The sequence below is a fragment of the Pacificibacter marinus genome (assembly GCF_018860505.1).
In the GTDB taxonomy this organism is placed as follows: domain Bacteria; phylum Pseudomonadota; class Alphaproteobacteria; order Rhodobacterales; family Rhodobacteraceae; genus Celeribacter; species Celeribacter marinus_B.
Genome location: NZ_JAHKPU010000043.1, coordinates 1 through 26,145, shown reverse-complemented (window position 1 = coordinate 26,145; position 26,145 = coordinate 1). Strand labels below are relative to the sequence as shown.

The window sequence follows — 26,145 nt, the reverse complement described above, 5'->3', positions numbered from 1 at the left end:
ATTATTGTCCTCGCTGCGCCACTGCATTTCTCGCAGAGGCCGCTTGAATTAGATTTTCTGTGGTGAGTTCGGCGCCGGAAAGCTGTTCGGCAATTTTACCCTGACTGAAGACGATAGCGCGGTGACAGACCGCCGCGATCTCTTCGAAATCTGTCGATACAATCACAATGCCGACCCCCTCCTCCATGGCGCGATTCAGCAAAGCATAGATTTCAGCCTTTGCGCCAACATCCACACCCGCAGTCGGATCTTCGCAGATCAAAAGTTTGCGTTTGGTTTCAAGCCAACGCCCCATGACGACCTTTTGCTGATTGCCCCCCGAAAGAGATTCAATCGCCATACTCTGATCATTTGGCGACAACGCCACATCTTCACCGATTTTTTCGGCCAATGCGGTCTCAGCGCGCGGGCTAAGGAACGAAAACAGTGAACGTCCGACCGCGCCGGGGTTCAAGAATGTGTTCTCCCGCAGCGTTAAAGGCATGGCCACGGATTCTTCTGTACGATCTCGCGCAACAAGTCCGATGCCTGAGGCCAGCGCTGTGATGGTCGAGGTCAAATCTGGCGTCTCACCAAGCAGTGTCACGTCGCCTTCAAAGGGTTCCGCACCAAATAAGGCCCGCGAAACACTCTCGTGCCCTGCACCGCGCAACCCGACGAGACCTAGAATTTCATTGCCACGCAAATCAAAATCCACGGGTCCAGCGGCTTCAACCTGCATCGCGTCGACTTTTAGTATAGGCGCCCCAAGATCTCGGTTCACCTTCATCACTTGCCGCGTTTTGCGCCCGACGATCATGTAGACCAGTTCTTCAGGGGTGGTATGATCAATACTGCGCAGCCCTACCATTTCGCCATCGCGCAATACCGCAACACGGTCTGCAATTTGGAAAATCTCATCAAGCCTGTGCGAGACATAGATCATCCCTACGCCCTGCTCTTTCAATGGTCGCAGCGCCTTAAACAACCCCTCGACCTCATCCGCTGGCAGCGAAGCCGTCGGTTCATCGAGCACAAGAAAATCACAATCCACAGCCAAGGCCCGTGCAATCGCCACAAGAGATTTTTCCGTTCTTGTAAGGTCTTGTACGCGGGTGGTGGGATCAAAATCACAGCCAACTTTGGTCAGGGCTTTGGCGGCGAAATCATTGACCTCACGCCAGTTTATCAGCCCTGACTTTTGTGAATACCCCAGCGCGAGCGCGATATTTTCGGCTACAGTCATCCACTCAATCATGCCTAGATCTTGGTGAATGAATGCAACGGACTGACGTTCACCAAAGCCACCAGGGCGGTGTTCATATGGCGCGCCATTGATCATCACACAGCCTTCATCGGCTTTATGAATACCGCCAAGAATTTTAATCAGCGTCGATTTTCCGGCGCCGTTTTCGCCAAGAAGCGCAACGATTTCGCCACGTTCAATATTGAGGGACACATCTCGAAGCGCATAGGTGCCCCCGAAATGCTTTTTGATCCCGTCAAAAAACAAGTTACTTTTGGTTGCCCCCGGCACACCGTCCTCCCTCAATTTGGTCTTCAAATTTTTGAAAACGCTAAGCTGCGGGACACTCGATGCTCCTCAACATACTATTGAGTTACCCGTAACATTCCTCTAGCATTGGTTGAGAGTGACGATAAGTCAATATGAAATGTTACCGGTAACTCAGTCAGGCAAAGATACCTCCAACCACATGAAAAATAATAAAATTAGTCTAGCAGAGGTGGCGCGTGCAGCCGGTGTCTCAAAGATGACAGCCAGTCGCGTCATACGTGATGAGGGCGGTTTTTCGGAAAAGACACGTCATAAAGTCATGGCCGAAGTCGACCGTCTTGGGTATCTACCGAATCGCTTGGCAACCGTTTTTGCAGGCGACAAAAAATCAACGTTCGTGGGCGTCAGTATCCCTGAGCTGGGCAATGAAATTTTTGCACAGTTGCTAGAGGGCATAGACCGAAAACTCGTTGCCTTCGCACATCAAACCGTGCTGGGAATGACCGAGCACGCTTTGGATCAAGAAGAGGCATGGATTGAAACAGTGCTGTCATGGCAGCCTGCCGGTCTCATTGTCACAGGGCGTTCGCATAGCCCGCGCGCGATGCAGCTTTTGAAAGGCGCTGGCATCCCTATTGTTGAAATTTGGGATTTCAATTCAAACCCGCTCGATATGTGTGTCGGGCTAAATCATTTTGATAGTGGCTACAGTATGGGCCGGTATTTGGGCGAGCTTGGCTACACCAAATTCGGATATGTCGGCACATCGCATGACACAGCCAATGCCGCCAGCTCGCGCTTGGCCGGATTTACCAAAGCCGCAGAAGACGCAGGCGGCACCGTCAAAAAGAAACTGTTGCTGAAAGATGTCCCCGGATTTTACACAGGGCTATACGGAACCGAACAGCTTTTAGCTGCGCATAAAGATGTGGACGTTATCTTTTATCAAAACGACAACATGGCTGTCGGTGGTTATGAATATTGTCGACGCCAAGGTTTAGAAATTCCACGTGATATTGGCATTGCTGGCTGGGGCGATTTGCCGATTGCTTCGATCCAACCTTACCGATTGACCTCCATCGCAGTGCCCCATTTGCGGATCGGACAAATTGCCGCTGAAATGCTATTGGCGCAGGTCAATCAGCACCCCATCAAAAGAACCCGCGACGTTGGTTTCAAACTCATTCCAGGGTCAACCTGTAGAATGCAGCTTAAAACCGACATTGATGAGGACATAGATCATTCTAAGACATGACCCTTGCGCAGCATTGCGACTTTCAAAGACAGTTGCCCGAGGGATTAAATCTCGCAATATGTTGCAAAAGGTCAAAATCGATAAACATCGAACGCCAGTTTAGCCCCGCTGTCCAAGCGGGCTTTAAAACCATCACTGCAAAACTAATCTAGGCGCAATCATAAGCATAAGGCGGCGGACAAGAACCCTTTCATGGCGGCTTTGGGATAGTAAATCAGCACGGCATTCCAAAACCAACGTATCACGCCTATCGTTTCCTATCTGCTCTGGGTGATCAGTTGCTTGCGCTGACCCAAAACGGGGTCATCACCCGACATGGGCAAACCAATGATGTGACGGGGCTTTTTTTACAATTACCCTGATGAAGTCACGCAATCTGTTCCTGCATCTTTTGACGCGCGCGACGTCGCCGATGCTGTTCTTGCTCAAGGCGCACCTCGCACCATTTCTGTTTCGATCAAAGACCTGCCCGCCAATACGGCATACCAAATCGAGGTCGTCGATAAAGAACATGGCAATGCGATGGCGCAATATCAGGCGCTTGGATACCCTCTGAATCTCAGTCGAAGTGACGTCAAAGCAATCGATGCGGTAGCGCGCATCACACGTCGACTATCTTTCTCAAGCGATGCACAGGGTGAACTGAATATTACCTTCGACCTGCCAGCTTGGGCAATTGCGCTTCTCAGTTCAGTTAAAAACTAAGTCATATCACGACTGTTGCGCATGCTGGTCTTTGGGAGCAGTTACGATGATTTCGCGAGTAGGATCTAGCTGCCAGTTTGGTAACCAATATTTTTACGTTCGCAGTCAACCATGACGCTAAGATCAGCTGCGCAGACATGAGACATTTCAAATTCTCAACTTTAATAACGCTCTCACTGAGCGATTGGAAAAATGAGCAAATTCTGCAAGTGTTTAGGGCCCTCACTATCCAGAGGTATCTTCCCAATAAGCGCCCCAGAACGCCCTCTCAGAACATCATATTAACGCATATCAAACGGATGCTTCATGCGCCACTTCGTTCAGGCATTGCACAGCTTTCTCGATAAATGTTCCCTCATATTCGCGTAAAAAAGACGCTGACAAAGCAAGTGAATTGGGCGTCCAACCTGGGTCAAACCAAGTGACTCGTCCGCTTTCCATGCTTCTGTGCGACGTCATCTTGGGAAAGGCACCGGCACCGATACCCGCCGCGACCAATTCGAATCCCGTCGACAAAGCACTTGACGGGAAAACGCGTACACCCGATCCATAAAGCCGCGTTAAATTGGCGTGAATTTCTTGAAACGGTCGCGACTTACGGTGAAATGTAATGACAGGCGTTTTTGATAGATCAGGATCATCTGTGCCAGCCTGTTTAAACCATCCCATTTCAACAGACGGGAGGGCCACATTGGTGACCGTATACTCCGAAATCGGCCCCATCAGCACCACAAGATCAAGAGAGCGATCCAACATTTGCTCGCGCAGATTTACAGAGATATCGACAGACACCTCAACCAAAACCCGCGGATACAAACGGTGAAAACGAGTTAAAAACTCAGCGAGCCAACTTTCTGCTGCCGTCTCAATAACGCCGAGGCGCAAAACAGATTCGAACAGCTTTGATGAGACAAGCTCAGTGCGGATTCGGTTCATCGTCTGCTCTAACACTTCCGCATGAGGGACCAGAAGAATGCCTGCGCGGCTCAATTGCATACCGCCACCGCTGCGGTCAAACAATGTGACATTCAGATTTTTTTCCAATGCCAAAATTCGATTTGAAACAGCTGGTTGCGAAAGGTTCAACGCCGTGGCTGCCCGCCGCACCGCCCCCAGCCTCGCCACAGCCAGAAAGGTTTTAACTTGGTCAAAATTCATGGGGATCTCGCCTCGAGTGATAATAATATATTATCACTTTATATCAAAACATAAAATTTGACAAAATGTGCCTCGCCACAGAACCTAATTGCAAGGTCGCTGCCATTGCGTCCAGTCCAACAACAGAGGTCCACACATGAATAAAATTACATTCGCACTTACCGCACTCTTGCTCGGCACAGCAGCCCACGCCCAAGACAGCCTGTCCGTTGTCGGCAGCTGGAGTGGATTGCCCCTACACAAAAACTATGAAGCTCCATTTTGGACAACAGGTCTACCAGATGCCGTTGATGGCACGTTAGGAGTTGCCTTGACCACGCATGACCAAATGGGCATTTCCGGCGGCGATGTGTTCCGCATGATGTCCCAAGGCGTTTTCGATGTGGGCATGACGGCGGCTGACTATGCCGTTTCCGACAGTGCCGCGCTGGAAGGTCTGGACGTGCCATTGGTGGCCAGTGACGCCAATGAAGCCAAGGCCGCATTGGACGCAGCGCGTCCGATGATGAATGACATCTTTGAAACTGTCTTTAATGCGCATGTCATCGGCACAGCCCCTTACCCTGCACAGATCGTGTTTTGTAACGCGCCCATCACGGGTCTTGCCGACCTTGAAGGTTTGAAAGTCCGCGCTTCAGGTCGCATGACCGCCAATGTCCTCGAAGGATTGGGCTCAGAAGCCGTGACAATGGCCTTCGGCGAAGTTCCTGGTGCGTTGCAACGCGGTGTTATTGACTGTGCTGTCACGGGCGCTGGCTCTGGCTATAGCTCTGGTTGGTGGGAAGTGTCCACGCACCTGCTTCCGCTCGCACTTGGCGGTTGGGACCCTGTGGTCGCCGCGATCCGTTTGGATCGTTGGAACGCCATGGACGCGGGCATACAAGAAACTTTGATAACATCGTTCGTTGAACAAATTGAAGAACCTGCATGGGCTGAAGCACAGGCCAACATGTCCGCCGAAATCGCCTGTTTGACCGGTGGCGAAGAATGTCCCTTGGGCGAAACACGCGATATGACCTTAGTTGAAGCGACATCTGCCGACGAAGAGCTTGTCAAAGATCTACTGATCACGACGATCTTGCCTGAATGGTCCGAACGCGCTGGCGGTGACTGGGGACAACGTTGGAATGATACAGTCGGCGTCGCCACCGGCGTTTCCTTCGTCGCGAACTAAGGCCGACAGCATGCAAGGTCTTATCCAAACTCTAACACGTATCAACGGCTATATAGCCCTTGCTGCAGGTCTAATGTTGCTGATCGCGGTGGTTACAATCCTCGCAGATGTGGCGATGCGTGCCTTCGGGCATCCATTGGGTGGCACGGACGAAATGTCCGGTTACGTCATGGCCATAGCAACGGCTTGGGGTGCCAGTTACGCCCTAACCGAGCGAGCACATGTGCGCATCGAACTGATCCGCAACAAATTTGTTCCTGCGGGGCGTGCTTGGATGGACCTTTTAGCACTTGCCGCACTTGCGGTGACTGCCGTGGTCATCGGATGGCGCGGGTGGGGGGTTTTAGCCTCCACCCTTGCCAACGATTCCCGCGCGAACACTGCGCTGGCCACACCGTTGGCGTTGCCTCAAACCCTTTGGTTTGCAGGATGGCTGTGGTTCGCGGTGTCAGCCTTGATTTTATTGGTTTCTGTCATGGCCTTCATGATCAAACGCGACTGGTCCGCCGTTGATGATGCCGCCGGCTTTAAGGGGGAGCTATGATTTTATTTACAACAACGGGGCTGTTCGCGTTGCTCTTGGCATCGATCCCTGTCGGGATCATCCTGATCTTATTGTCCATCGCACTTGATACGTTTTTCTCTCCGTTCCCGCTGATGCGTGGATTGGGGCAAGTGGTCTGGTCCTCATCCAATTCAGGCACCTTGATCGCTATTCCATTCTTTGTGCTGCTTGGGGAAATCCTAGTGCGCAGTGGCGTGGCCAGTCGGACGTATAATGCGTTGAACAGTTGGTTGTCATGGCTGCCCGGCGGGTTAATCCACGCCAATATCGCTACATCTACCCTGTTTTCTGCAACCTCTGGCAGCTCAGTCGCCACTGCAGCAACCGTGGCCACCGTGGCCACACCGCAAGGCGACAGATTGGGCTATGACCCGCGTCTATTTACTGGTGCAATTGCGGCAGGTGGTACCCTAGGCATCATGATCCCGCCCTCGATCAATTTGATCGTTTACGGTTTTCTGACCGAAACGTCGATCCCACGTTTGTTTTTGGCGGGCCTTCTTCCGGGCATCTTGCTGGCTCTATTATTTATGGCTGTCGTCATCGCCTTGTGTGTGTGGAAACCATCCCTTGGAGGACAGCGCCCAGATTACACTTGGGGCGAACGGATGCGTGGATTACCTGACCTGTTGCCGGTGATGGGCCTATTCGCAACGATTGTTGTCACGATCTATGCCGGCATCGCCACACCGACCGAATCCGCAGCCCTTGGCGTCGTATTTGCGCTGGCCATTGCCGCATTAAACCGCGCCTTGACGCTGCAAATGCTGAATGAAGCGCTGCGTGGCACGATCAAAACCACATCGATGATTATGCTGGTCGTGATCGGCGCCTATGTTTTGAACTTTGCACTCACCGCGCTCGGCATCAGCCGCCAGTTGCAGCAATTGCTCGAAGGGCTTGGCCTTGGCGCATATGGCACATTGATGGTGATCGTCTTGATCTACATCGTGTTGGGCTTTTTCATCGAAACCCTGTCCCTCATGGTCGCAACCATTCCAATCGTCGTGCCAATCATCGAAAGCTTCGGCTTCGACAAGATCTGGTTCGGCATCTTGATGATTGTGCTGATCGAAATGGCGCTGATCACGCCGCCCGTTGGCCTCAACCTCTATGTCGTACAGTCCGTGCGCAAACGCGGAAAAATGGGCGATGTGGTTGCAGGCGCTATCCCCTTCGTTCTCGTCATGCTGGGCATGGTCGGACTTCTTATTCTTATTCCTGGGTTGGCCCTTTGGCTGCCTGATACCCTTTAATTTCACAGGACACTTATGCAGTTTGAAACACCCAACGGGCCCGTTACATTTGACATCCATCACCTTGTGGTTGCCGGCTGGACCGGACGTGACCAAGACAAAGTTCAACACCATATCGACGAGCTTGCCGCGATTGGTGTGGCACCGCCGTCGCAGGTACCGCTATTCTACCGAACATCCGCGAACCTAGTACAACAAAGCGATCATCTTGAAGTTCTGGGGGCTGGGACATCGGGCGAAGTGGAGCCGCTGGTGATCCATGCCAAGGGAGCCTTGTGGTTGGGTCTGGGATCAGATCACACAGATCGCCCGCTTGAGGCCCATTCCGTCGCAGCCTCAAAACAGGCCTGTGCCAAGCCCGTGGCCGATATGCTGTGGCTTATGGACGAGGTCAAAGACCATCTGGATGATTTGGAGTTGCATTGCGACATTCGTGAAAACGGCGCGTGGGTGACCTACCAAACAGGTACGCTATCCAGCATCCGCCCTCTTGCAGACCTTGTTGCAGCCTATGAATTGCCCGATGGCGGTGCGATGTTATGCGGAACCTTAGGCGCAATTGGCGGCGTGCGCGAAGGCGAGGCCTACCGGATGCGCTTGACTGACCCTGTATTAAAGCGTGAAATCACACTGGAATACGCAATGGCAACCCTACCGGTGATCGCATGACACATCCAGACCAAGCCAACACTACAGACATCGAACGCATCACACGCGCGCAAGCAAGTGCGCATGTCTTCACGAAACTGATGCCCGATGAATTTGCTCAGTCCGCTGAAAATGATGGCCCCCTGAAAGACAAAGTGCTGTCCGTCAAAGACTTGTTCGATATCAAGGGTCAAATCACACGCGCTGGAAGCCCTATTTTGGCAGATGCAAAGCCTGCCATCAAAGACGCGACGGCCGTCGAACGACTTAAAGCCGCTGGGGCCCGCGTGATCGGGCGCACGACGATGACAGAACTGGCCTATTCCGGTTTAGGGCTCAACCCTCATGATGGCACCCCCGAAAACCCATTGTTTGCAGGACACATACCAGGGGGGTCCACTTCTGGTGGGGCGGTCTCTGTTGCGACAGGTCTGGCCGATATTACGCTCGGCAGTGACACGGGCGGGTCTTTGCGCATTCCGGCGGCGTTTTGCGGGCTTTGCGGATTCAAGCCGACCCAATCTAGTGTACCTATGGCGGGTGCGATGCCCTTGTCAGAGAGTCTAGACAGCGTTGGCCCAATGGCACGCGATGTCACCACCTGTATGACCGCATGGCAGGTTATGGCAGGACGCCCCGTTTCGGTTCTGCCCCAACAGCGTTCCGAATTGATAGTCCCATTGAACTTTGGCCTGACCGATCTTGATCCTGCGGTTGCCACTGGCTTTGACAAACTGCGGGAAATTTTGACAGTTTCTGGCTGGAAAATCCGCGAAGTATCATTGCCCGTGCTCGACGCCTATGGAACCCTGCCTGTCTGGCAATTTAGCGCCTTCGAAAGCCTGCGCCGTTTTAAAGATAAGCTTGCCAAACATGGCGCAAAAATGGACCCTCGTGTGCGCGTGCGCATGGAACGTGGATTGGAAATATCAGAAACGGATTTTGCCACAACTCTGGCACAGCGCGCCGATTTGATCACGGCCTTTCGTTCTGAAATCGGCGATGCACTTGTGCTATTACCAACTGTCGCCATTCAGCCGCCGCGCTTTGATGATGTTGCCACAGATGAGGGGTTTTCGCGTCTCAACCTGCTGGCCTTGCGCAACACCAGTCTCGCCAATGTTATGGACGGGTGCAGCATCAGCCTGCCCTTCGGCCAAGGCGAGGGCTTGATAGGGGCCATGTTGACCGGCTTTGGCGTACAGGATGAAACAATACTAGGCGCAGCCTTGGCGATGGAAACCGATCTGGCTCATGGATGACCTGCCTCCCACCCTGCGCCGCAGCCACCCGACACGGCACGCAGCGCGGCGTGCGGCGCTGCTTAACCTGACAAAAGGGCGCCCCATTGTCGTATTCGGCATGGGCAGCGCACTCGGGGCAGGCACGCGATCACATGGGGGGATGCGGTTTTTGACAGGCTGGGACAGCCATGAATCAAGCGCAGTATTATTGCTTGGACCACAAAAATCCCGCCTTTTACTGACAAGCCCGTTTATACTTCCGTCTGCTATAGGCGCAGTGCCAGAGCTATCGCCTGAATACCTTCCCTTCCCGCTTTGGTCGCAAACAATCGCAGATTTTCTGGCGGGTCAAACACCTGCGCTGATCGGCGTGGATGAAATGCCGATGGGACTGTACCGCACTCTCGCCTTACATTTGGAACACGGCGTTGATGTCACATCGCGCCTTGATGATCTGCGGCAGGTGAAAGACCCAGCAGCCCTAGATCTGCATCGGTTTGGCGCCTCAATCTGCGACACTCTGTTTGCTGCCTTGCCCGAGGCCATAAAAGAAAACCGCAGGGGGCGAGAAAGCCAACGTATTCTTGAAGACCTCGCACGCCAACAGGGGGCCGAATATTGCCGCACATGGCTGACCTTGCGTCCACAAGCGGATCACCCGCGATACTGGCCAGAAGAAACGGAAAAGCCGGCCGAAATGGGCGATCAAATGTTGTTTGGTGTTGCTTTGACTGTCGATGGTCACTGGGCACATGGTTTACGGATGGGGCATATCGGCCCTGTCCCCGCAGGGGTGGTGGAGCTTCATAAACAGGTCGCAACGGCGCTCAATCTTGGCATCGATGCTCTGCGCCCTGGGCGCTCGATTTCCGAAGCTGTTGATACAATGGCCGATGCCCTAGGCACGCCCAAAGGCTCCCCTCAGTGCCGCACGACCAGAAGTTTTCGGGCGGGACATGGCCTTGGCCTCACCTACGAAGAACCGGGCCTGACGGCGGCATTTGCGCAAACTTTCGGAGCACATCCCGAAAACATACCCACGCAGGCAGGGCCTATCCTTGAGGCCGGTATGGTGCTTGAATTACACCCGAATATCTTCGTTGACGGAATTGGCGGTGCAGCACTGGGCCAGATGATAGAAATCACGCAAACAGGCGCGAAACCCTTATTAAAAGCACCGATCAGGATGCTGTCACTGAGATGAACACACGTTTTTTAGAAACCTTCGTCGCCGTCGCCAATTTGGGCAGTTTTCGCGCAGCCGCAGAGCAGTTGAACGTCAGCCAAGCGACGGTGTCCAGCCGAATATCTGCGCTGGAAACCGAATTGCGGGTTAGATTGTTTGACCGTGAATTTCACGCCACACGCATCACGGTTGCAGGCGCGATGATTCTGAACAAAGCTCAAGAGATGCTGTCGACCGAACGCACTCTGCGCAACACACTTGCCGATCCAGCCGAGTCTGTAGGTCGGGTACGTCTTGGGCTGGTGTCCTCAGTTGTCCACACATGGCTGTGCGACCTTATCGAAGAGGTGGCCCGCTGTTACCCTCGTCTGGAACTGGAATTGACGGTGGAACCCACGCCCAACATTGCCGCTGCGTTCGAGCGCGGGGCGTTAGATATGTTGCTGACAACCGATGACCGCCATGATGAGACCTGCGTTTGCGCGGATTTGCCGCCTCTTGCCATGGGCTGGTTCGGCCCAGAGGGAATGCACGGCGAAACCTTGACGCTTGCCGATGTGGTCAGCAGTCCGCTCATCACCTTCACCAGAAACTCTCGGCCGCATACTAATGTCTTAGCTCTCTTTAGTGAACGCGGGCTTAGGCCCTCCATAGTACATTGCATCACGTCAATGGCTGCAATCGCCAGACTGACCCAACGCGGGCTTGGCATAGCCACACTGCCATTGTCGAGTGACCTGTCTGGACCTGAAGTCTTCCCAATCAACGTGGATGCGCAATTGCCGCCTTTGCCCCTCTACTGTATCTGGCGGCGCAGTTCAGACGCCGCCACTTATAAGGCAATTGCCGATCTGGCACGGGCCTGCGCCGAACGCCATCAACACCTTTAGTAACCACCGACATGACATCATCACCAAACCCGATCCCCCCCCCCTAAATTATTCCGTTTGTGCAAAGTTCGCATTGTGGCGAAGCTGTCTTAACAGAAATCGACATGACTGACCCATCAAGACGTAGGCAGGCACAGCCCGCTACGAACGGGAGAGTTTTGTTCAAACATCAGGATGCAGAATGAACAAGATCCGTACGACAGATCAGGCGCAACTTTTCGTCTGGAGCGATATCGACCCAGACCATGAGGCCGATTTCAACCTTTGGTATGACCGCGAGCACATGGAAGAACGGGTCCGGATCGAGGGCTTTACCGGTGCGCGCCGCTACCGCGCTATTTCAGGCTCTGCGCGTCGCTACCTCGCGCTTTATCGCGCGACAGCTCTCGCTGATTTCACAACCGAGGCATATCGCAAGGCATTTACGAAACAAACCCAGTGGTCTGTCACCAATTTTGGCCGCATGTCCAACACGCGTCGCCGTGTGATGCACGTGGCGCAAGAGGGCGGCTTTGGTTGGGGGGGCGCGCTCGTATTGATAGAACTGGTCCCGGGTACCACAGCATCCGATGACATAACTGCCATCTTGTCGGACATGATGGCAAAGGACGGCGTTTTGCGAGTGCATTACATGGTCCCCGATGAAACCCTTTCAACACCGTTGCCCTCCGAAAACACTGAAGGTCGCGTTTTGGCCCCCTGCATCGCGGTAGACGTATCGTCGGAACCCATTGCCGAAGCCACGTTGCGCCAGTTGCGTGAACAGCTTGGTGGAGCCGTGCGAGAATCCGAAACCTTCGGCCTCATGTGGTCACTGGACGAAAACGATCTGCCCCCGCTGGAAGATTGAATAGAACCACCCCGTCTCGCGCTGTGTGCGAGACGGGCATAAAAAACGAACAAAACAACAAGGAGAGACTTCAAATGAAACATTTTCTTATCGGAACAGCTATCGCAGCTCTCACGGCAAGCTTTGCCCATGCTGAAACGTGGCAAATGTCGGCTGACGCCCCTGATGGCAACTACCTGACCCAAAACATCCGCGCGTTCGCCGATGATGTCGCCCGCCTATCAAACGGTGAATTGGAAATCGACGTTGTGTCCAACTCTGTGCTGTTGGCGCGCGCTGAACTTAAACGTGGCGTGCAACGCGGCATCGTACCCATCGGCGAAGTGCTCATCTCTGCCCTCGGTAACGAAGACCCCGTCTATTCCGCCGATGCCGTTCCTCTTATGGCAACAACATTTGATGAAGCCCGCGCGCTCTGGGCAGCTTCCCGCCCAATCTATGAGGAAAAACTGGCTGAAGACGGGCTTGTCCTGCTGTATGCTGCGCCTTGGCCTCCGCAGGGTATTTACATGAACAACGAGGTGATCGACGCGACATCTTTCGATGGTGTAAAATTCCGCGCTTACAACCCGTCAACAGCGCGTCTAGCCGAGCTTTTGGGCGCGGTGCCCGCCACCATCGCCACATCAGAAATCAGCCAAGCGTTTTCGACCGGCGTTATCAACGGCATGATCACCTCACCGTCAACGGGTGTGGACAGCCAAGCGTGGGATTTCGTGGACTATTACTATGATGTGCAGGCCTTCTTGCCCAAGAACATGGTTATCGTGAACCAAGACGCCTATGATGGCTTATCCGATGACACCAAAGCCGCATTGCAAGAGGCCGCCACATTGGCCGAGGACCGCGGATTTGAAATGGCAGAGGTCGCCACCACCGAAGCCACTCAAACTATGGCTGACAATGGCATGACCGTATTGCCAACACCCGAAGGTCTGGCATCAGACTTTGAGGCGATTGCAGCAACGATGAGTGCCGAATGGCTTGAACAGGCCGGTGAGAACGGGCAAAAAATCGTCGATGCGATGAACTAAGCCTAAACAAGGCCTGGGCCGTTAATCGTCCGGGCCTTTTTCTTTTTTTGCTCAGGTGCCCGTCAGCGCCCCCAATTCTTTGGAGCCCGAAGCCATGTTATTGACACGCCATATCTTCAACTTCTGTGGCGCCTTGGCCGCGCTGTCCCTTATGGGGATTGCTGTTTTGATCCTATCGCAGATCGGACTTCGCCTGATGGGCAGCCAGATACCGTCTGCCGATGATTTCGCCGCTTGGGCGCTGAGCGCGTCAATCTTCCTTGCGCTGCCCGCAACGCTGATCCACGGCGACCATATTCGCGTGACCTCTTTACGCCAGCTTTTGTCTCCCAAAATAGGCCACATCGCTGACATTCTGGCGGCAGGGTTTGCAACCGTGATGATGGGCTGGGTCGCATGGGCGATCTTTGGCTACGTGTCAGAAAGCTGGACCTACAATGAACTCAGTCAAGGTGTGGTCGCCGTGCCGCTTTGGATACCACAATCCGCGATGGTGCTAGGCTCCGCCCTTTTTACCGTGGCTTTTGCGGAACGCACTGTGCGCTTGATCCTTAGACAACCCGTCGAAATCCAAAAACCTGACGCCCTCTTGGGAGGAGAATAATCATGGATATCCTTCTGCAATCGAGTGTACTTGTCGTTACTTTGCTTGTGCTTTTGGGCTTGGGGGTCTGGGTCGGCGTTGCGCTTATGGCCTCGGGCTTTGTCATCTTTTCAATCTTCACCTCGACACCCGTTGACGCCATTCTTGGCACCGTCATGTGGGTCCATTCTGCAAGCTGGACGCTGACCGCGCTGCCGCTGTTCATCTGGATGGGTGAAATCCTGTATCGGACACGTTTGGCCGAAAACCTTTTTTCCGGCCTTGCCCCATTGGTCGGGCGCCTGCCGGGCGGTTTGGCCCATGTGAATGTTGTCGGCTGCGGAATTTTTGCCGCAGTCTCTGGCTCATCAGCCGCTACCACGGCCACCGTGGGCCGCATTTCCCTGCCGGAACTTAAATCACGCGGCTATGCCGACCGCCTCGCAATCGGGTCTTTGGCCGGATCAGGCACGCTAGGCCTTTTGATCCCGCCCTCTATTGTGATGATCGTTTATGGCGTTGCGGCGCAGGTATCTATCAACCGATTGTTCATTGCGGGTGTCATCCCCGGCTTGATGCTGATGGCGCTGTTTTCAACCTATATCGCGATCTGGTCAAAGATGAACCCAGATGGCGTACCTGCCCCAGAGCCGCGCGTTTCCATGGGGGAACGTCTGCGCCGCTTGCGTATGCTGTTGCCCGTGGTCGGGTTGATTATAGGGGTCATCGGATCGATCTATGCAGGCGTCGCCACAGCAACCGAAGCCGCAGCCATCGGTGTTTTGGGCGCGCTGATCATCGCCGCCTTTGGCAGATCGTTGTCCCTGAAAGCATTTATCGCATCCTTGATGGGCGCCACCCGCACCTCTGCTATGATCGGGCTCATTCTGTTGGGCGCAGCCTTTCTAACTTCAGCGATGAGCTTTTCCGGCTTGCCCGGACAGTTGGCCGAACTCATATCTGCCAGCGGGCTTGGAACGGCTGGGTTGATCGCCGTGCTGACTGTATTTTTCGTTTTACTCGGATGTTTCCTTGATGGGATCTCAATTGTCGTACTCACGACCTCTGTCGTCATGCCTGCGGTGGTCGCCGTCGGAATCGACCCGATCTGGTTTGGCATCTATTTGATCATCGTTGTGGAAATGGCCCAGATCACACCGCCGTTGGGGTTCAACCTATTTGTGATCCAGAACCTGACCGGAAAATCGATCTTCGAAATTACCCGCATGGTGGTCCCCTATTTCTTGATCCTAGTTCTGGCTGTTATCCTGCTCACTGCATTCCCCGGAATAGCGACTTGGCTGGTCGAGCAAACCTACTGATGCCGCAGCTTAACGCCAATACCTCGCACCCCACTGCCTACGTGGCTTTAGGCCAACAACGCTACCGCGTGGCCTTCATCGCTGATCCCGCTCTAACAGGGATCAGCGATATTGCGATACTGGGCGAGAAGATCATCGTGCTAAGGCGGCAATCGCCGGAACTGGTTGTGTTCGGACTAGACGGTACACTGTTGGATCAAAGTGTCGCGTTACCAAATTTTGTGTGCGGCCACGGGGTGCGCAACATCGGTTCTGGTCAGTTGGCTATTACGGATATGGACGGGCATAAAATCATCATAGCAGACGCGGCCCTGCAAGAACTCGCGCGTATGCACTGCGACGATCACCCGCAATTGGGACACCCGTTCAACCACCCTTGTGATTGCGTGCGGGGACCAGATGGCCGATTTTATATCGCCGATGGCTATGGCAATAGCACTGTTCATATTTTCAGCCCTGAGCTGCGACACTTAAAAACTTTTGGTGTACCGGGCACCTCCGCCGGCGCATTTTCAACCCCTCATAGCGTCTTGTTCGATATGCAAGGTCGGCTTTGTGTCGCGGATCGAGAAAATAATCGTATTCAGATATTCGACGCGGACGGCAACTGGTTGACGCAAATCAATGGGGTCCACAAACCTATGGCGCTCGCCCTGACACCAGATGGTCTGATGTTGGTAACGGATCAAACCCCAAGACTTTCGGCCTATGATGCTGCGGGACAACTTGTTGGGCGTTGTCGGACCTTTTCAACCTACGGGCACGGGCTGGCTGTACAGTCAAACGGAACAATTGTTATCGCAGATATGACCCCCGACCGCCTGACATTTCTGACCCCCATAGAATCCGTAGGGTAATTCCTTCATTTTATGGGGCCAAGCCTTCTGTCAGCCAAGAAAGAAGATGTCGAAAACTCTAACTCAAAATGGTCCAGCTTGCAGCGAGCCAGTGCAGAAGACTGCGCCACAGATTACAGCGATTATTTTAACACCAATTGCGTAGACACTGACCATATTTGGTCTGCCATTATTGGCAATCGTCCCAAATTTTCAAAAGCTCAGTGGGGAGTTCCATCGGTTCAAATGGCTTGAGAATAATGCCCTTTGCGCCAAGTTCTCTAAGCTGACCGAAATCTGCGCGTGATGCCTTGGCCGTCACAAAAACGATAGGTACATCTGCAAAGCGATCCAGTTTTCTGAGTTGCTTTAGCGTCTCAACACCGTCCATGACAGGCATCATAACGTCCAATAACACCATATCAGGAGTCACATCAGGCAGCCCGTTGAGTGCGTCTCGTCCGCAACTGAACTGCTCCACATGAAAGCCACCCACAAGCTCAAGAGACATACGTGTAATTTCGCGTATGTCAGGATCGTCTTCGACGTGCATGATGTTTTGAAGTGCTTTCATGCAGGGATCATATCTTCACCGCGCCGATAAACAAGCACATTATATGTCTCTCGATGATTTTAAACCGCATGAGCTGCTAGAAAAAATAGTTAAAATCTTCAATTCTTATTTTAGCCACACTTTGACCCAATTTATTAGGGAATATCACCTTAAAGCTGAATGCAGGTACAAAACGATACGATTCATTAGACAATCGTAGTGAAGCCGCAGAGCAGATATTATTTTGGAGACTATGATGTCACTTTTAGTTGTCGACGATGACCCGAATATTCTCGAATTGATGGCGGCTATTCTGACGTCTCAAGGATACGAAGACGTTGTCTATGCGCAAAGCGGCGAAGAAGCATTGAGTTTGATCCATCAAGGGCAATATCATTTCTCGACCTTTATCTTGGATATTCAAATGCCAGGCATGGACGGGGTAGATTTGTGTGGTAGAATTCGTTCGGTGAACGAACACCGCCGCACGCCGATTATCATGCTTACAGCCATGAGAGATAAAGAGCACATTGATGCCGCTTTTCTACGTGGTGCCACAGACTATATAACCAAACCAATCGACACGACGGACCTCTGTGCGCGGATAAACGTTGCGCAGCTTCTTTTCAATGAGCAGCAATCCGTGATGCATGCGACACGACGCGAAGAAAACTTGCGTCTGAACATGAGCAACAAGTCCAATGCAGATGCAGATTTCGATCTTGCGGATGCCGTTACAATTTTCGATGTTCCGCGCGTTCTTGGCAGTCTTGAAATGGAAAACTACCTACACCGCCTGTCTCGTGGTAAACGTTTTATGTGTGGTGCTATTTGCTTTCAAATTCAAAAACGCGAGCGCCTTTTCTCGATGACTTCTCCATTGGAATTCCATGGCATTTTGACAGATGTTGCCGAAGCCATTTTCGAAACCTTGCGCAGTTACAATGTTATGATTTCCTACGTTGGGAATGGCCAGTATGTTGCAATCCTACCGCGCACGCTTCAGCTTGACGAAGCGGAACTCGAATTGAAACTGTCTTTAATGTTGAGCGAATTCGGCTTGATCGGCGGAGATACAGTGCCATTGGATGTCACAGTTAAAGTTGGTGAAGCTGTCAGAATGTCGATGTTTGATTCTTCACCGGCGGCCTTAATTGCCCGCGCGATATCGAAAGCAGAACTCAAGAGTACCCTGCCGCATTCTGTACCAATGTTCGATGTGAAAAGAACTTCCATGCGCAGCTAAACGTTGAGAAGAAGCCCCTAGAAACATTAGAGATTTTGTGTCGATAAGTTTATGATAAACAGAAAACACTCTCAGACAGCAATAGATCAACGTCTAGCTCAAACCCTAGAGCGCACGAAACAACGCTTCGTTGCTGACTTAAATCACAAAATTCCTGAAATAGAAGCGATTCAAATCTTGATACAAAACGAGACAGAGCGTCAAAACGCTTTGACTCGCTTGACGTTTATCACACATCGGTTCAACGGAATCGCGGCAACTCTGGGGCTTCAAAGCATAGGAGACTGTGCTGCTGAAATCGAACAACAGATTTCAAGTTTGGTTCATACACCAACGCAACTCAGCCTTTTATCCGGTCGTATCGAAACGCTTCTTGATCTGATGGAAGATGCGATCGTCAAGAGCCTGTAAGACACCCGATAGCGCACTGTCACCATTTTCGTCACGCTCGTCGCAGGTTAAAACTGCGCGGGCCAGCCCCTTATCCCGCTATTCTTATGTTACCGACCTTAGTCATGCCTAGGCATGTCGACACGAAACACCGTGCCTTTTCCCTCTTCCGTGTTAAACGAAATAGCCCCGCCTGATTGTTCGACCAATGTGCGCACGATGTTCAACCCAAGGCCAGAACTGCCGACATTTTGGTCGTTGCCCCAGTTTGCTTTTGTGAAGCGGTCAAACAGACTGTCTTGTAGATCGACTGGGATTCCGGCCCCGTGATCGCGCACGAATACCGCGACACTTCCACCTGCCGCTTGCGCCCAAATTTCTACGGAATTACCTCGCTCGGACGCTTTCACAGCATTAGACAATAAATTGGATAGAATTTTTGTCAGTTGAGATGGAACAGCACAAATGTTTAGCCCAGAATCTGTGGGACGCATCTGAACATCGACGCCATGATAAGAACCGTAGCCTTGATGGGTAACGACAAGGCTTTCCAGTAAAGGCGCAACTTTGATCACCTCGTGCTCACGAATGGCACCAATTTGTGCGCTTTCACTCAGATCAAGGATCTCCTGAATGAGATCAAGCATCCTGTCACTGTTAGATCCTGCAATATTTAGAAGAGCTTGTGCTTTTTCTGTCAGCGGCCCCACCAAGCCCGATTTCAACAAATCAAGCGCCCCTTTGATACTGGTCAATGGCGTGCGCAATTCGTGTGTGATAACCGCATTCATTTCTCTGCGAAGGTATTCGGTTCTCTCTTGGTCCGTTTCAATATGAAATATGACGACCAAATACGTCCCGCCATCCTTATCTGAAGTGGTAAAAACATCCCCGTTGAAACGTTGCCCATTGAATATAGGGTGGGAGCGAAAAGCTGTTCGTCCAACGGTTAGCGCCGCATTCACCACGACCTCATCGGTCAAAAGGTTATGAAAAAAGCCGCTCTCATGGAGATGCAATGCAGCTACTGACGCAGACCCATCTCCAAAGGCGGCACGCGCCGCACAATTTATATAAACCGGCTTTTCTAATGTAGCCTCAAATACGATTACATTCTCGGACATTCCTTCCCACAAAGCATTCTGAAAATCAGACTGTTCTTGGGCGAAAATCTCAGCGTCATTCTCTAACGAGAACGCCCGCACATCATGCTCCAAATAACCTACCATAATAATAACACCTACAATATAAAAAGGCGGCACTTTTACTACTTTATCGCAGCATCATGCTTAAAAAACCATCGCCTGGCAGTAATGTGACGACACAAAACGGCACGGCTATGGTTAATTTATGATCAAAATATGGTCGCGCGCTACGAGATTTTACTCAAGGATGAATGAAGCCTATTCGCCTTCGCGCCAGAGCGGAATTGCGAAAATAAACGTTGTGCCAATACCAAGTTCACTCTCGACTTCAATCCAGCCATTTTGCAATCCGACAAGGTCCTTGCAGATGGTCAACCCAAGGCCAACCCCAGCGTTTGGGCGATTTGTGCCTTGCGCGGCCTGCGCAAAGCGATCGAAAACAATACCCACTCGATCCTGCGAAATCCCTATACCTGTATCAATGACCTCGAAAACAACCATGTTGTCCTTCACCCGACTGCGTACAGTAACGGTGCCTATATCCGTAAATTTAAAGGCGTTGCCCAAAAGATTGGTCAGGATTTGTCGGAGCCTGATTTCATCAGCCCAGACATCAGCCGCGACGAGATCCAGCGGAATGGTAAGCCCTTTTTCATCGGCCATCGCTTGCATCTGGTCGACGACGGATTCAACGACCTTTTTACTGTTCAGCTTGGTCGGCGTCACATCAATGGTATTTGCCTCGATCCGTGCTAGATCCAACATATCGTCGATCAATGATTTAAGCTGCGTTCCTGCCGCCTGAATACGTCGTGTAAATTGCGAAATATTATCTTCAAATGCGTGGAATGCCTGTTCGATTTGTACAGGGTCGCCATTTGTCATAGCCAAGTTCAGCGCATTATAGCTTGGCAGCTTTTCAAAATTCGCGATAAAACTGTTAAAGCCCAAAACCGCAGACAACGGCGTACGCAATTCATGGCTGATCACATTAAGGAATTGCGTTTTAGCCTCGTCTGCCTGTTCAGCCTCGCGCAAAGCCGCATAGAACTTTGTCACATCCTCTGCAATGCCGATGTAACCTATAAACTCACCAGCATCATCAAAACGCGGCTTGCCGCTGATCCGAATCCAACTCAACACATCCGGACGGAAACGATGACTGTACACCACGTCACGAAACGGTTCATGCGCTCGCATTTTACAATAAAGCACACTGCGCTCTCCGCCCAGTTCACTTTCATCATTTGAAGAAAACCCCGTGCGTAACTTTCCGATATATTCACTAGGGCCAACTCCCATTGTACGGGTGAACCCCTCTGAGACATAAGTGATGCGCATATCTGCGTCTTGTTCCCAAAACCATTCAGAGCTCAAATCGCTCACGTCGTTCAAACGAGCTTCCGCTTCGTCACGTTCGCTAAGCGCCGCGCGCAATTCAGTATTGGAGGATTCTAGTTCTTGCTGATGGCGTTGCAGATCCGTGATTTCCACCCTGAACATCACAAGCCCACCTTCTGATGTTCGGCGGGAAAAATATTTAAACCAACGATTGTCTTCGTAGCGGACTTCAAGGTCAGAAGTTGATTCAATAAGCGTGTTAACAGCCATAACTATGTCGTCAACAGGTTCACCGTTCAGACGCACCTCGGCCGCGGTTTCCATGCGCCGAGCAACCATATCTCTCAACTCTCGCCCCTTGGCGAGATTGCGCTTCATACCATCCAATCTTTCACCAGCCACAGCATTGAACATCATTAATTTATCATCGCTGTCAAAAAGCCAAAACCCGACGGGTAGGGCGTCGATCGCATCGTTCAAGCGTTGTTCAGCAACTTTTGCCCGCTCCCGGCTGGATAAAACGGCCGTCACATCGTTCAAAATTGAAACACGCCCTCCCTCTGGCGTCTCATGATCCAACTGCTGCATCCAAGTTCCGTTGCTCAAAGCAAGAACACGGCCTGTTTCGCCGGTTGATCCGTGTGTCAGTTGGTCCGAGAGCCACGCTTTTTCATTACCGATGGCATCGAGATAAAGACCCTCTTTAAGTCCGATCTCGAGAATAGTTTTTAACGTTGAGCCATGGGGCATTGCATCTGCCGCCATGCCGTGAAGCTCAATGTATCGTTGATTGCATAGCTCAAGCTTATCTTCGACGTCGAACATCGCAAACCCAGAGGGCGCGGCACTCAACGCGGCTTGCAATTGTGTGGACGTGCGCCTTTGGCGACGCCTAAGCGCATGAAAGCCTCTCGCTGCCAGTAAGGCAATAATAGCCCCCGTCAGCGTTACTAAAAAACTTAAACCAAGCCTTTGATAGGGCACACTGGCTGTCTCACGAGGGGACATAGCAAGCGTCCACGCCGCAGAAGGAAACTGCAACTCAACCGTTGTTTTTGCGGTGGAAAGCGCCACGTCGTCTCCATACAGGATCACGTCTTCAGCAAATGGCGTCTTGACTTGTAAGGACACTTCGTAACGGTCAGAAAAACTGTTTAGACCGATTTCCTCTAAGAACGCTTCGGCCGCAAAAACGATAGATGCAATCCCCCAAAACGCGCCTTTATTCGCCCCGGATGAGACCTCATAAATAGGTTCTCGTATAATAAAACCTGAATAGCCTTGAAGCAAATAGGTCGGCCCTTCGACAATGGTTTCCCCCGTGCGCTCTACTTCTTGCAGAACGTGCAAGCGTTCGGGCACCTCTGATAGATCGCTTCCGATAAACACTCGGTTTTCATCGAGTGGATGCACATGTATGATGATTGCATCTCTCACCAAAGCCATATTCACCACAGATGGGTCTTCGACTTTGACCACGCTGCTCAGATTCGAGAATTCCGCCTCTGTAATGTCAGGAGAAATGGACACGGCCCCAGCAAGACCGCGTGCAAACAACAATTTCTTATTCATTGATTGTTGAATCCGCGTGGCGATAACGGATTGCGCACGATACATCGCACGATTTTGCTCTTCTTCAGCTCTGATTTGGTCGTTGTGTAAGACACCCAGAAAGATAAGTGAACATAACCCGATGATCGCGGCATAAGAAATGCGCTCGATCAACTGATCCATTGATTGGACACGCTTCTTATTTCGCATACTGTTTTATCCTACTCACCACCTTCGACCATTACTCAACTTCGAAAGCATTATATTTTTGCATATATGGGTTTCTATAATCGCGCGAGCGAATAACTCGCTTTATACGTGTATAACATAGCCCGTGGCTATTATTAGTTCAGCTGACGTAGGGGCGTAAAAACCGGATCATCCGCCCCACCCCAAGCAACCACATTCCACGCTCGACCTCTTGACCTTAAATAAATATTTGACAACAGTGGGTTTCATTCAGCAAGAAACCGAAACAACACTTTGATTTTTCTGAAGTCTGCTACGGACTGGTCAAAAAATTGAGACCACCTTTCACATTTAATCTCAATCCGACGCCAGTCATATGATGGTATCATACAACGAAGAAGAGGGCTTAGGTAAAACAATGATGTCATGTTTTGAGGGCGTCTCGGCGAGCCCAGTCTTTTGGTTCGTATCTGTGGTCAGTGCAGTTGCTGCTTTTGTTTTATTATGGGTTCTTAAATATCAAAATTTTAGAGGAAAAGTTTTTTACGCTTTAACCTTCATTGCCATGATATGGACATTGATCATGGTTGGGCTTGAGGTCGTGTCGGATAACTTCGGCTGCCAAATGCTCTGGGCAACTATGGCGTGGCTTGGCAACGCTTTACTGCCGGTCGCTTGGAGTTTTTTCGTATTTGCTTATGTCGACAACGCGGCGTGGCTTAAGACACGCACGGCCCGCGCGACGTTGGCCATCGTACCTATATCAGTTTTCGCCCTTGCCGCGACGAACCAATGGCACCACCTCGTCTACACAGATGCCTCGGCCATTTCGTCCGAAAATGGCAGCATTGATTACATTCATGGACACGGTTTTTATATAATTATTGCACTTTTATACACCTTTGTGGTCGCCGCTCTTCTCTGTCTTGCAAGGGCTTTCACACGCGCCAAACAGTCTGCATGGCCACTATTATCGGTGTTCATTGTCATCACGTTAACGCCTTTGACCGTCAATACAGGCTATGTTGTCTTCGACCTGACGATCTTTGGCCTTGATCCAACCGCTTTTATGTTCACGCTTGGCATTCTCGCTTTCACGTGGATTCTCGTTCGAAACAGAACCATGGATATGGCCTTTATTGGTCAGTCAGGATTGGTGAATGCGATGAGCGAACCTGTCATAATGATTGATCGGAACAATAAAATATTTCGCATCAACAAGGCGGCAAAAGACGACGCGTTTTTTCAAAGTTCTACTCATTTCATAAATGAAATGCTCGCAAATATCGAGAATGTGAACCTGCGCGAAACCGTATCTAATTTGGATACAGGATCGCACATCTATGAACCCCGCATTCGAGAAATCGAAAGTCCGCTTGATCCGTCAGGGGCTATTCTTGGCTGGAGCGTCACATTCGTTGATATCACAGAAAATATCGCCATAAGTGCCGCGCTGGAAGAGGCGCTCCAGCGCGCGGACGAGGCCAATCGCGCAAAAGACGAGTTCATTTCCGTTGTTAACCATGAACTGCGGACCCCCCTAACCTCCCTCATCGGAGGATTAAAGCTGGCTCGCAGTGGGCAGCTTGGAGAGACCTCCGCGCCGATTCAGTCCATGCTTGATATCGCGCACAGAAACAGTATTCGCCTCTCACGGCTGGTCGACAACATCCTGTTGGCCCAGAAAATTGACATCAATGCGCTGGCTTTGGAACGCGAACCAGTCGATCTCGGACAAAGCCTCAAAGAGAGCTTTAAAGATAACCAGATGTTCGCCACGCAACAAGGTGTGCAACTTGCCCTTGGCGAGATTGGCAACGTTCCAACCATAACTGGGGATGCCTTTGCCATCCGTCAGGTGATCGATAACCTTATCTCGAATGCCATCAAATTTTCGAACGATCACGGCACGGTCACAGGGGAACTAACAACCTTAAACGGCCAAGCAAGACTTTCGATTGCAAACTCTGGCCAAGGCATTCCGGAAGGCATGGAAAACCAAATTTTTGGGCGCTTCGAACAAGTTAAAAATAGCAATCAGCACTCCACCCAAGGATCTGGACTTGGCCTGCATATTTCCAAAAAGCTGGCCAACCAGATGGCGGGCGATATCTTTTATCAAAGTGAGGAAGGCCACGTCACAACGTTTTATGTTACCTTCCCATTAACAGGGATTGAACCCATCTAGAGTTCGCACAGCCCCCCGCCACACTATCACTGCGACAAAACCCGCGCAGATTTAGTGCGCGCTACTCTGGCGGCGGCAGTTATCCATTGTCGCGTAAGGCCAACGTTAAAAGATCGCGTGCAAACGGGTGTCACGCCTCAATCCCAAAGCTGACTGAGTCATTTCAGATGTTCCAGACTTGCGGATCATGACCAAGATCAGCGATCTGATTTCGCAACTTCAGGAACCAGATGGCATGCTGGAGGCGAAGGAGGCCCTACGTGGGCTGATTGATCGAATTGAGCTCACACCAACGGAGCCAGAGGGCAAACTGTCCATCCACCGTCATGGCGCTCTTGCTGATCTGTTGTCGCTCGGCTTGGGCGTAAATCGCAAAAAGGCCCGAGCGACAAAACACAAGTCGTTGATTATATTAGTGAATTAGTATTGGCTGCGGGAGTAGGATTTGATAAATACTTGCCTTTGTATAAGACCAACAAAAGCCAACCCATCCACCCCTACGCCGCAACGACTAAATACAATAGGCTTTAGCAACATGGTCGAATTCTGTTGAAAAACTCTTCCTTGATTTGAGGACCTGTGACTGATTCAATTTCTCTACGGTAGCGGGAGATTTTGCGATGATGGGATCGAAGCAGAAAGCACAGGCGGCACTATTTTATGAGTTCTCGATTGACGATCATGTGCCTCAAGATCACCTGCTGCGCTCGATTGATCGGTTCGTTGATTTAAGCGATATTCGACAATACCTAGCTGAGTTTTACAGCCACACAGGCCGCCCGTCGATTGATCCGGAACTGCTGATCCGGATGCTGCTGGTTGGCTATTGCTTCGGTATCAGATCAGAGCGCTGGCTTTGCGAAGAGGTGCATTTGAACTTGGCGTATCGCTGGTTTTGTCGCCTTGGTCTCACCGATCCGGTGCCGAACCATTCTACATTTTCCAAGAACCGTCATGCATTGCCCAGCAGGCGATTGCGAAGCAATCTGCCGAGAGGGCCGCTTTCGGGAAAGCGCTTTGCTCAGGCATCTATTCGAAAAGACTGTTGCATGGTGCATCGCAGATGGCCTGGTCAGCGGGCAGCCTCTTGCCGCAGATGCGGGTTTGATCGAGGGTGAGACCGAAAATAAATTGATCTGGGGGATCAATTTACGGTCGAACGCCAACAAACAAAATTCCACACCTAAGGAAAATTGGGATCCTAGCGTCCTTGACCCAAATGATGCACCACGAGCTGTGAAGGAGTATTTGGACGTCTTGGACGATGCTGTTTTTGGTGCCGCATCAGAGGTGAAGCCCAAGTTCACATCGCATTCTGATCCCGCCAGCCAGTGCCTCTCG

General features: G+C 51.6%; 22 protein-coding genes and 2 pseudogenes. 19 read left to right on the top strand and 5 right to left on the bottom strand.

Annotated features, from left to right (window positions below; genetic code table 11):
- Nucleotide 1 precedes the first annotated feature (1 nt).
- Nucleotides 2-1,516: a sugar ABC transporter ATP-binding protein gene (locus tag KO503_RS15850; RefSeq protein WP_215992528.1), complete on the bottom strand. Its 1,515-nt coding sequence runs from the start codon at nucleotides 1,514-1,516 to the stop codon at nucleotides 2-4.
- Nucleotides 1,517-1,694: 178 nt separating this feature from the next.
- Between KO503_RS15850 and KO503_RS15845 the strand changes: the two genes are divergently transcribed.
- Both KO503_RS15845 and KO503_RS18050 read left to right on the top strand, forming a co-directional pair.
- The gene (locus tag KO503_RS15845) at nucleotides 1,695-2,750 is read left to right on the top strand and encodes a LacI family DNA-binding transcriptional regulator (protein ID WP_215992527.1); all 1,056 of its coding nucleotides are present in this window, start codon (nucleotides 1,695-1,697) and stop codon (nucleotides 2,748-2,750) included.
- Nucleotides 2,751-2,944: 194 nt separating this feature from the next.
- Nucleotides 2,945-3,112: pseudogene (locus KO503_RS18050) on the top strand (hypothetical protein); the annotation flags it as partial.
- Nucleotides 3,113-3,746: 634 nt separating this feature from the next.
- On the opposite strand, the gene KO503_RS15835 reads toward KO503_RS18050, so the two are convergent.
- On the bottom strand, nucleotides 3,747-4,613 hold the full coding sequence (locus KO503_RS15835) for a LysR family transcriptional regulator (RefSeq protein WP_215992526.1): 867 nt from the start codon (nucleotides 4,611-4,613) through the stop codon (nucleotides 3,747-3,749).
- Nucleotides 4,614-4,749: 136 nt separating this feature from the next.
- Between KO503_RS15835 and KO503_RS15830 the strand changes: the two genes are divergently transcribed.
- The 12 genes from KO503_RS15830 (at nucleotide 4,750) to KO503_RS15775 (ending at nucleotide 16,222) form a co-directional block, all read left to right on the top strand.
- Nucleotides 4,750-5,787 carry a TRAP transporter substrate-binding protein gene (locus KO503_RS15830; RefSeq protein WP_215992525.1) on the top strand — a complete coding sequence of 346 codons (1,038 nt, stop codon included), beginning with the start codon at nucleotides 4,750-4,752 and terminating at the stop codon, nucleotides 5,785-5,787.
- A 10-nt stretch (nucleotides 5,788-5,797) separates the two neighbouring features.
- A complete protein-coding gene (locus tag KO503_RS15825) occupies nucleotides 5,798-6,331 on the top strand; it encodes a TRAP transporter small permease subunit (RefSeq protein ID WP_215992524.1) in 534 nt (177 codons plus the stop codon).
- A complete protein-coding gene (locus KO503_RS15820; RefSeq protein ID WP_215992523.1) occupies nucleotides 6,328-7,608 on the top strand; it encodes a TRAP transporter large permease in 1,281 nt (426 codons plus the stop codon). The genes KO503_RS15825 and KO503_RS15820 overlap by 4 nt, the downstream gene beginning before the upstream one ends.
- Nucleotides 7,609-7,623: 15 nt before the next feature.
- Nucleotides 7,624-8,277 carry a DUF2848 domain-containing protein gene (locus KO503_RS15815; protein ID WP_215992522.1) on the top strand — a complete coding sequence of 218 codons (654 nt, stop codon included), beginning with the start codon at nucleotides 7,624-7,626 and terminating at the stop codon, nucleotides 8,275-8,277.
- On the top strand, nucleotides 8,274-9,518 hold the full coding sequence (locus KO503_RS15810; protein WP_215992521.1) for an amidase family protein: 1,245 nt from the start codon (nucleotides 8,274-8,276) through the stop codon (nucleotides 9,516-9,518). The genes KO503_RS15815 and KO503_RS15810 overlap by 4 nt, the downstream gene beginning before the upstream one ends.
- Nucleotides 9,511-10,704 carry a M24 family metallopeptidase gene (locus tag KO503_RS15805; RefSeq protein WP_215992520.1) on the top strand — a complete coding sequence of 398 codons (1,194 nt, stop codon included), beginning with the start codon at nucleotides 9,511-9,513 and terminating at the stop codon, nucleotides 10,702-10,704. Before KO503_RS15810 ends, KO503_RS15805 begins: the two co-directional genes overlap by 8 nt.
- On the top strand, nucleotides 10,701-11,576 hold the full coding sequence (locus tag KO503_RS15800) for a LysR family transcriptional regulator (protein WP_215992519.1): 876 nt from the start codon (nucleotides 10,701-10,703) through the stop codon (nucleotides 11,574-11,576). Before KO503_RS15805 ends, KO503_RS15800 begins: the two co-directional genes overlap by 4 nt.
- A gap of 181 nt (nucleotides 11,577-11,757) precedes the next feature.
- Nucleotides 11,758-12,426 carry a DUF4286 family protein gene (locus KO503_RS15795; protein ID WP_215992518.1) on the top strand — a complete coding sequence of 223 codons (669 nt, stop codon included), beginning with the start codon at nucleotides 11,758-11,760 and terminating at the stop codon, nucleotides 12,424-12,426.
- Nucleotides 12,427-12,500: 74 nt separating this feature from the next.
- On the top strand, nucleotides 12,501-13,460 hold the full coding sequence (locus KO503_RS15790) for a TRAP transporter substrate-binding protein (protein WP_215992517.1): 960 nt from the start codon (nucleotides 12,501-12,503) through the stop codon (nucleotides 13,458-13,460).
- A gap of 94 nt (nucleotides 13,461-13,554) precedes the next feature.
- Nucleotides 13,555-14,064 carry a TRAP transporter small permease gene (locus KO503_RS15785; protein ID WP_215992516.1) on the top strand — a complete coding sequence of 170 codons (510 nt, stop codon included), beginning with the start codon at nucleotides 13,555-13,557 and terminating at the stop codon, nucleotides 14,062-14,064.
- A gap of 2 nt (nucleotides 14,065-14,066) precedes the next feature.
- Nucleotides 14,067-15,365, top strand: coding sequence for a TRAP transporter large permease (locus KO503_RS15780; RefSeq protein WP_215992515.1), 1,299 nt, complete (start codon nucleotides 14,067-14,069; stop codon nucleotides 15,363-15,365).
- Entirely contained in the window at nucleotides 15,365-16,222 is an 858-nt protein-coding gene (locus tag KO503_RS15775; protein WP_215992514.1) for a hypothetical protein, read from the top strand. Before KO503_RS15780 ends, KO503_RS15775 begins: the two co-directional genes overlap by 1 nt.
- Before the next feature lie 169 nt (nucleotides 16,223-16,391).
- Here KO503_RS15775 and KO503_RS15770 read toward each other — a convergent pair whose 3' ends face one another.
- Nucleotides 16,392-16,775: a response regulator gene (locus KO503_RS15770; protein ID WP_215992513.1), complete on the bottom strand. Its 384-nt coding sequence runs from the start codon at nucleotides 16,773-16,775 to the stop codon at nucleotides 16,392-16,394.
- A gap of 235 nt (nucleotides 16,776-17,010) precedes the next feature.
- On the opposite strand from KO503_RS15770, the gene KO503_RS15765 reads away from it, so the two are divergent.
- Nucleotides 17,011-18,000, top strand: coding sequence for a response regulator (locus tag KO503_RS15765; protein WP_215992512.1), 990 nt, complete (start codon nucleotides 17,011-17,013; stop codon nucleotides 17,998-18,000).
- 51 nt (nucleotides 18,001-18,051) lie between these two features.
- On the top strand, nucleotides 18,052-18,411 hold the full coding sequence (locus KO503_RS15760) for an Hpt domain-containing protein (RefSeq protein WP_215992511.1): 360 nt from the start codon (nucleotides 18,052-18,054) through the stop codon (nucleotides 18,409-18,411).
- Nucleotides 18,412-18,509: 98 nt separating this feature from the next.
- Here the strand turns inward: KO503_RS15760 and KO503_RS15755 are convergent, their stop codons facing one another.
- A complete protein-coding gene (locus tag KO503_RS15755) occupies nucleotides 18,510-19,619 on the bottom strand; it encodes a sensor histidine kinase (RefSeq protein ID WP_215992510.1) in 1,110 nt (369 codons plus the stop codon).
- 174 nt (nucleotides 19,620-19,793) lie between these two features.
- Nucleotides 19,794-22,637, bottom strand: coding sequence for a sensor histidine kinase (locus KO503_RS15750; RefSeq protein WP_215992509.1), 2,844 nt, complete (start codon nucleotides 22,635-22,637; stop codon nucleotides 19,794-19,796).
- 355 nt (nucleotides 22,638-22,992) lie between these two features.
- On the opposite strand from KO503_RS15750, the gene KO503_RS15745 reads away from it, so the two are divergent.
- The 3 genes and pseudogenes from KO503_RS15745 to KO503_RS15735 form a co-directional block, all read left to right on the top strand.
- Nucleotides 22,993-24,804 (top strand): sensor histidine kinase, encoded by a 1,812-nt coding sequence (locus KO503_RS15745; RefSeq protein ID WP_252731135.1) that lies wholly within the window; start codon nucleotides 22,993-22,995, stop codon nucleotides 24,802-24,804.
- A 187-nt stretch (nucleotides 24,805-24,991) separates the two neighbouring features.
- Nucleotides 24,992-25,228 (top strand): hypothetical protein, encoded by a 237-nt coding sequence (locus KO503_RS15740; RefSeq protein WP_215992508.1) that lies wholly within the window; start codon nucleotides 24,992-24,994, stop codon nucleotides 25,226-25,228.
- A 196-nt stretch (nucleotides 25,229-25,424) separates the two neighbouring features.
- A pseudogene (locus KO503_RS15735) lies at nucleotides 25,425-26,145 on the top strand (transposase); the annotation flags it as partial.

What these genes read in the sequence shown, in the direction of transcription:
- KO503_RS15750 (WP_215992509.1), bottom strand. Translation starts at nt 22,637, where the DNA reads ATGCGAAATAAGAAGCGTGTCCAATCAATGGATCAGTTGATCGAGCGC.
- KO503_RS15760 (WP_215992511.1), top strand. Translation starts at nt 18,052, where the DNA reads ATGATAAACAGAAAACACTCTCAGACAGCAATAGATCAACGTCTAGCT.
- KO503_RS15835 (WP_215992526.1), bottom strand. Translation starts at nt 4,613, where the DNA reads ATGAATTTTGACCAAGTTAAAACCTTTCTGGCTGTGGCGAGGCTGGGG.
- KO503_RS15805 (WP_215992520.1), top strand. Translation starts at nt 9,511, where the DNA reads ATGGATGACCTGCCTCCCACCCTGCGCCGCAGCCACCCGACACGGCAC.
- KO503_RS15765 (WP_215992512.1), top strand. Translation starts at nt 17,011, where the DNA reads ATGTCACTTTTAGTTGTCGACGATGACCCGAATATTCTCGAATTGATG.
- KO503_RS15810 (WP_215992521.1), top strand. Translation starts at nt 8,274, where the DNA reads ATGACACATCCAGACCAAGCCAACACTACAGACATCGAACGCATCACA.
- KO503_RS15775 (WP_215992514.1), top strand. Translation starts at nt 15,365, where the DNA reads ATGCCGCAGCTTAACGCCAATACCTCGCACCCCACTGCCTACGTGGCT.
- KO503_RS15780 (WP_215992515.1), top strand. Translation starts at nt 14,067, where the DNA reads ATGGATATCCTTCTGCAATCGAGTGTACTTGTCGTTACTTTGCTTGTG.
- KO503_RS15825 (WP_215992524.1), top strand. Translation starts at nt 5,798, where the DNA reads ATGCAAGGTCTTATCCAAACTCTAACACGTATCAACGGCTATATAGCC.
- KO503_RS15795 (WP_215992518.1), top strand. Translation starts at nt 11,758, where the DNA reads ATGAACAAGATCCGTACGACAGATCAGGCGCAACTTTTCGTCTGGAGC.
- KO503_RS15790 (WP_215992517.1), top strand. Translation starts at nt 12,501, where the DNA reads ATGAAACATTTTCTTATCGGAACAGCTATCGCAGCTCTCACGGCAAGC.
- KO503_RS15755 (WP_215992510.1), bottom strand. Translation starts at nt 19,619, where the DNA reads ATGGTAGGTTATTTGGAGCATGATGTGCGGGCGTTCTCGTTAGAGAAT.
- KO503_RS15800 (WP_215992519.1), top strand. Translation starts at nt 10,701, where the DNA reads ATGAACACACGTTTTTTAGAAACCTTCGTCGCCGTCGCCAATTTGGGC.
- KO503_RS15845 (WP_215992527.1), top strand. Translation starts at nt 1,695, where the DNA reads ATGAAAAATAATAAAATTAGTCTAGCAGAGGTGGCGCGTGCAGCCGGT.
- KO503_RS15745 (WP_252731135.1), top strand. Translation starts at nt 22,993, where the DNA reads ATGATGGTATCATACAACGAAGAAGAGGGCTTAGGTAAAACAATGATG.
- KO503_RS15830 (WP_215992525.1), top strand. Translation starts at nt 4,750, where the DNA reads ATGAATAAAATTACATTCGCACTTACCGCACTCTTGCTCGGCACAGCA.
- KO503_RS15740 (WP_215992508.1), top strand. Translation starts at nt 24,992, where the DNA reads ATGACCAAGATCAGCGATCTGATTTCGCAACTTCAGGAACCAGATGGC.
- KO503_RS15770 (WP_215992513.1), bottom strand. Translation starts at nt 16,775, where the DNA reads ATGAAAGCACTTCAAAACATCATGCACGTCGAAGACGATCCTGACATA.
- KO503_RS15815 (WP_215992522.1), top strand. Translation starts at nt 7,624, where the DNA reads ATGCAGTTTGAAACACCCAACGGGCCCGTTACATTTGACATCCATCAC.
- KO503_RS15785 (WP_215992516.1), top strand. Translation starts at nt 13,555, where the DNA reads ATGTTATTGACACGCCATATCTTCAACTTCTGTGGCGCCTTGGCCGCG.
- KO503_RS15820 (WP_215992523.1), top strand. Translation starts at nt 6,328, where the DNA reads ATGATTTTATTTACAACAACGGGGCTGTTCGCGTTGCTCTTGGCATCG.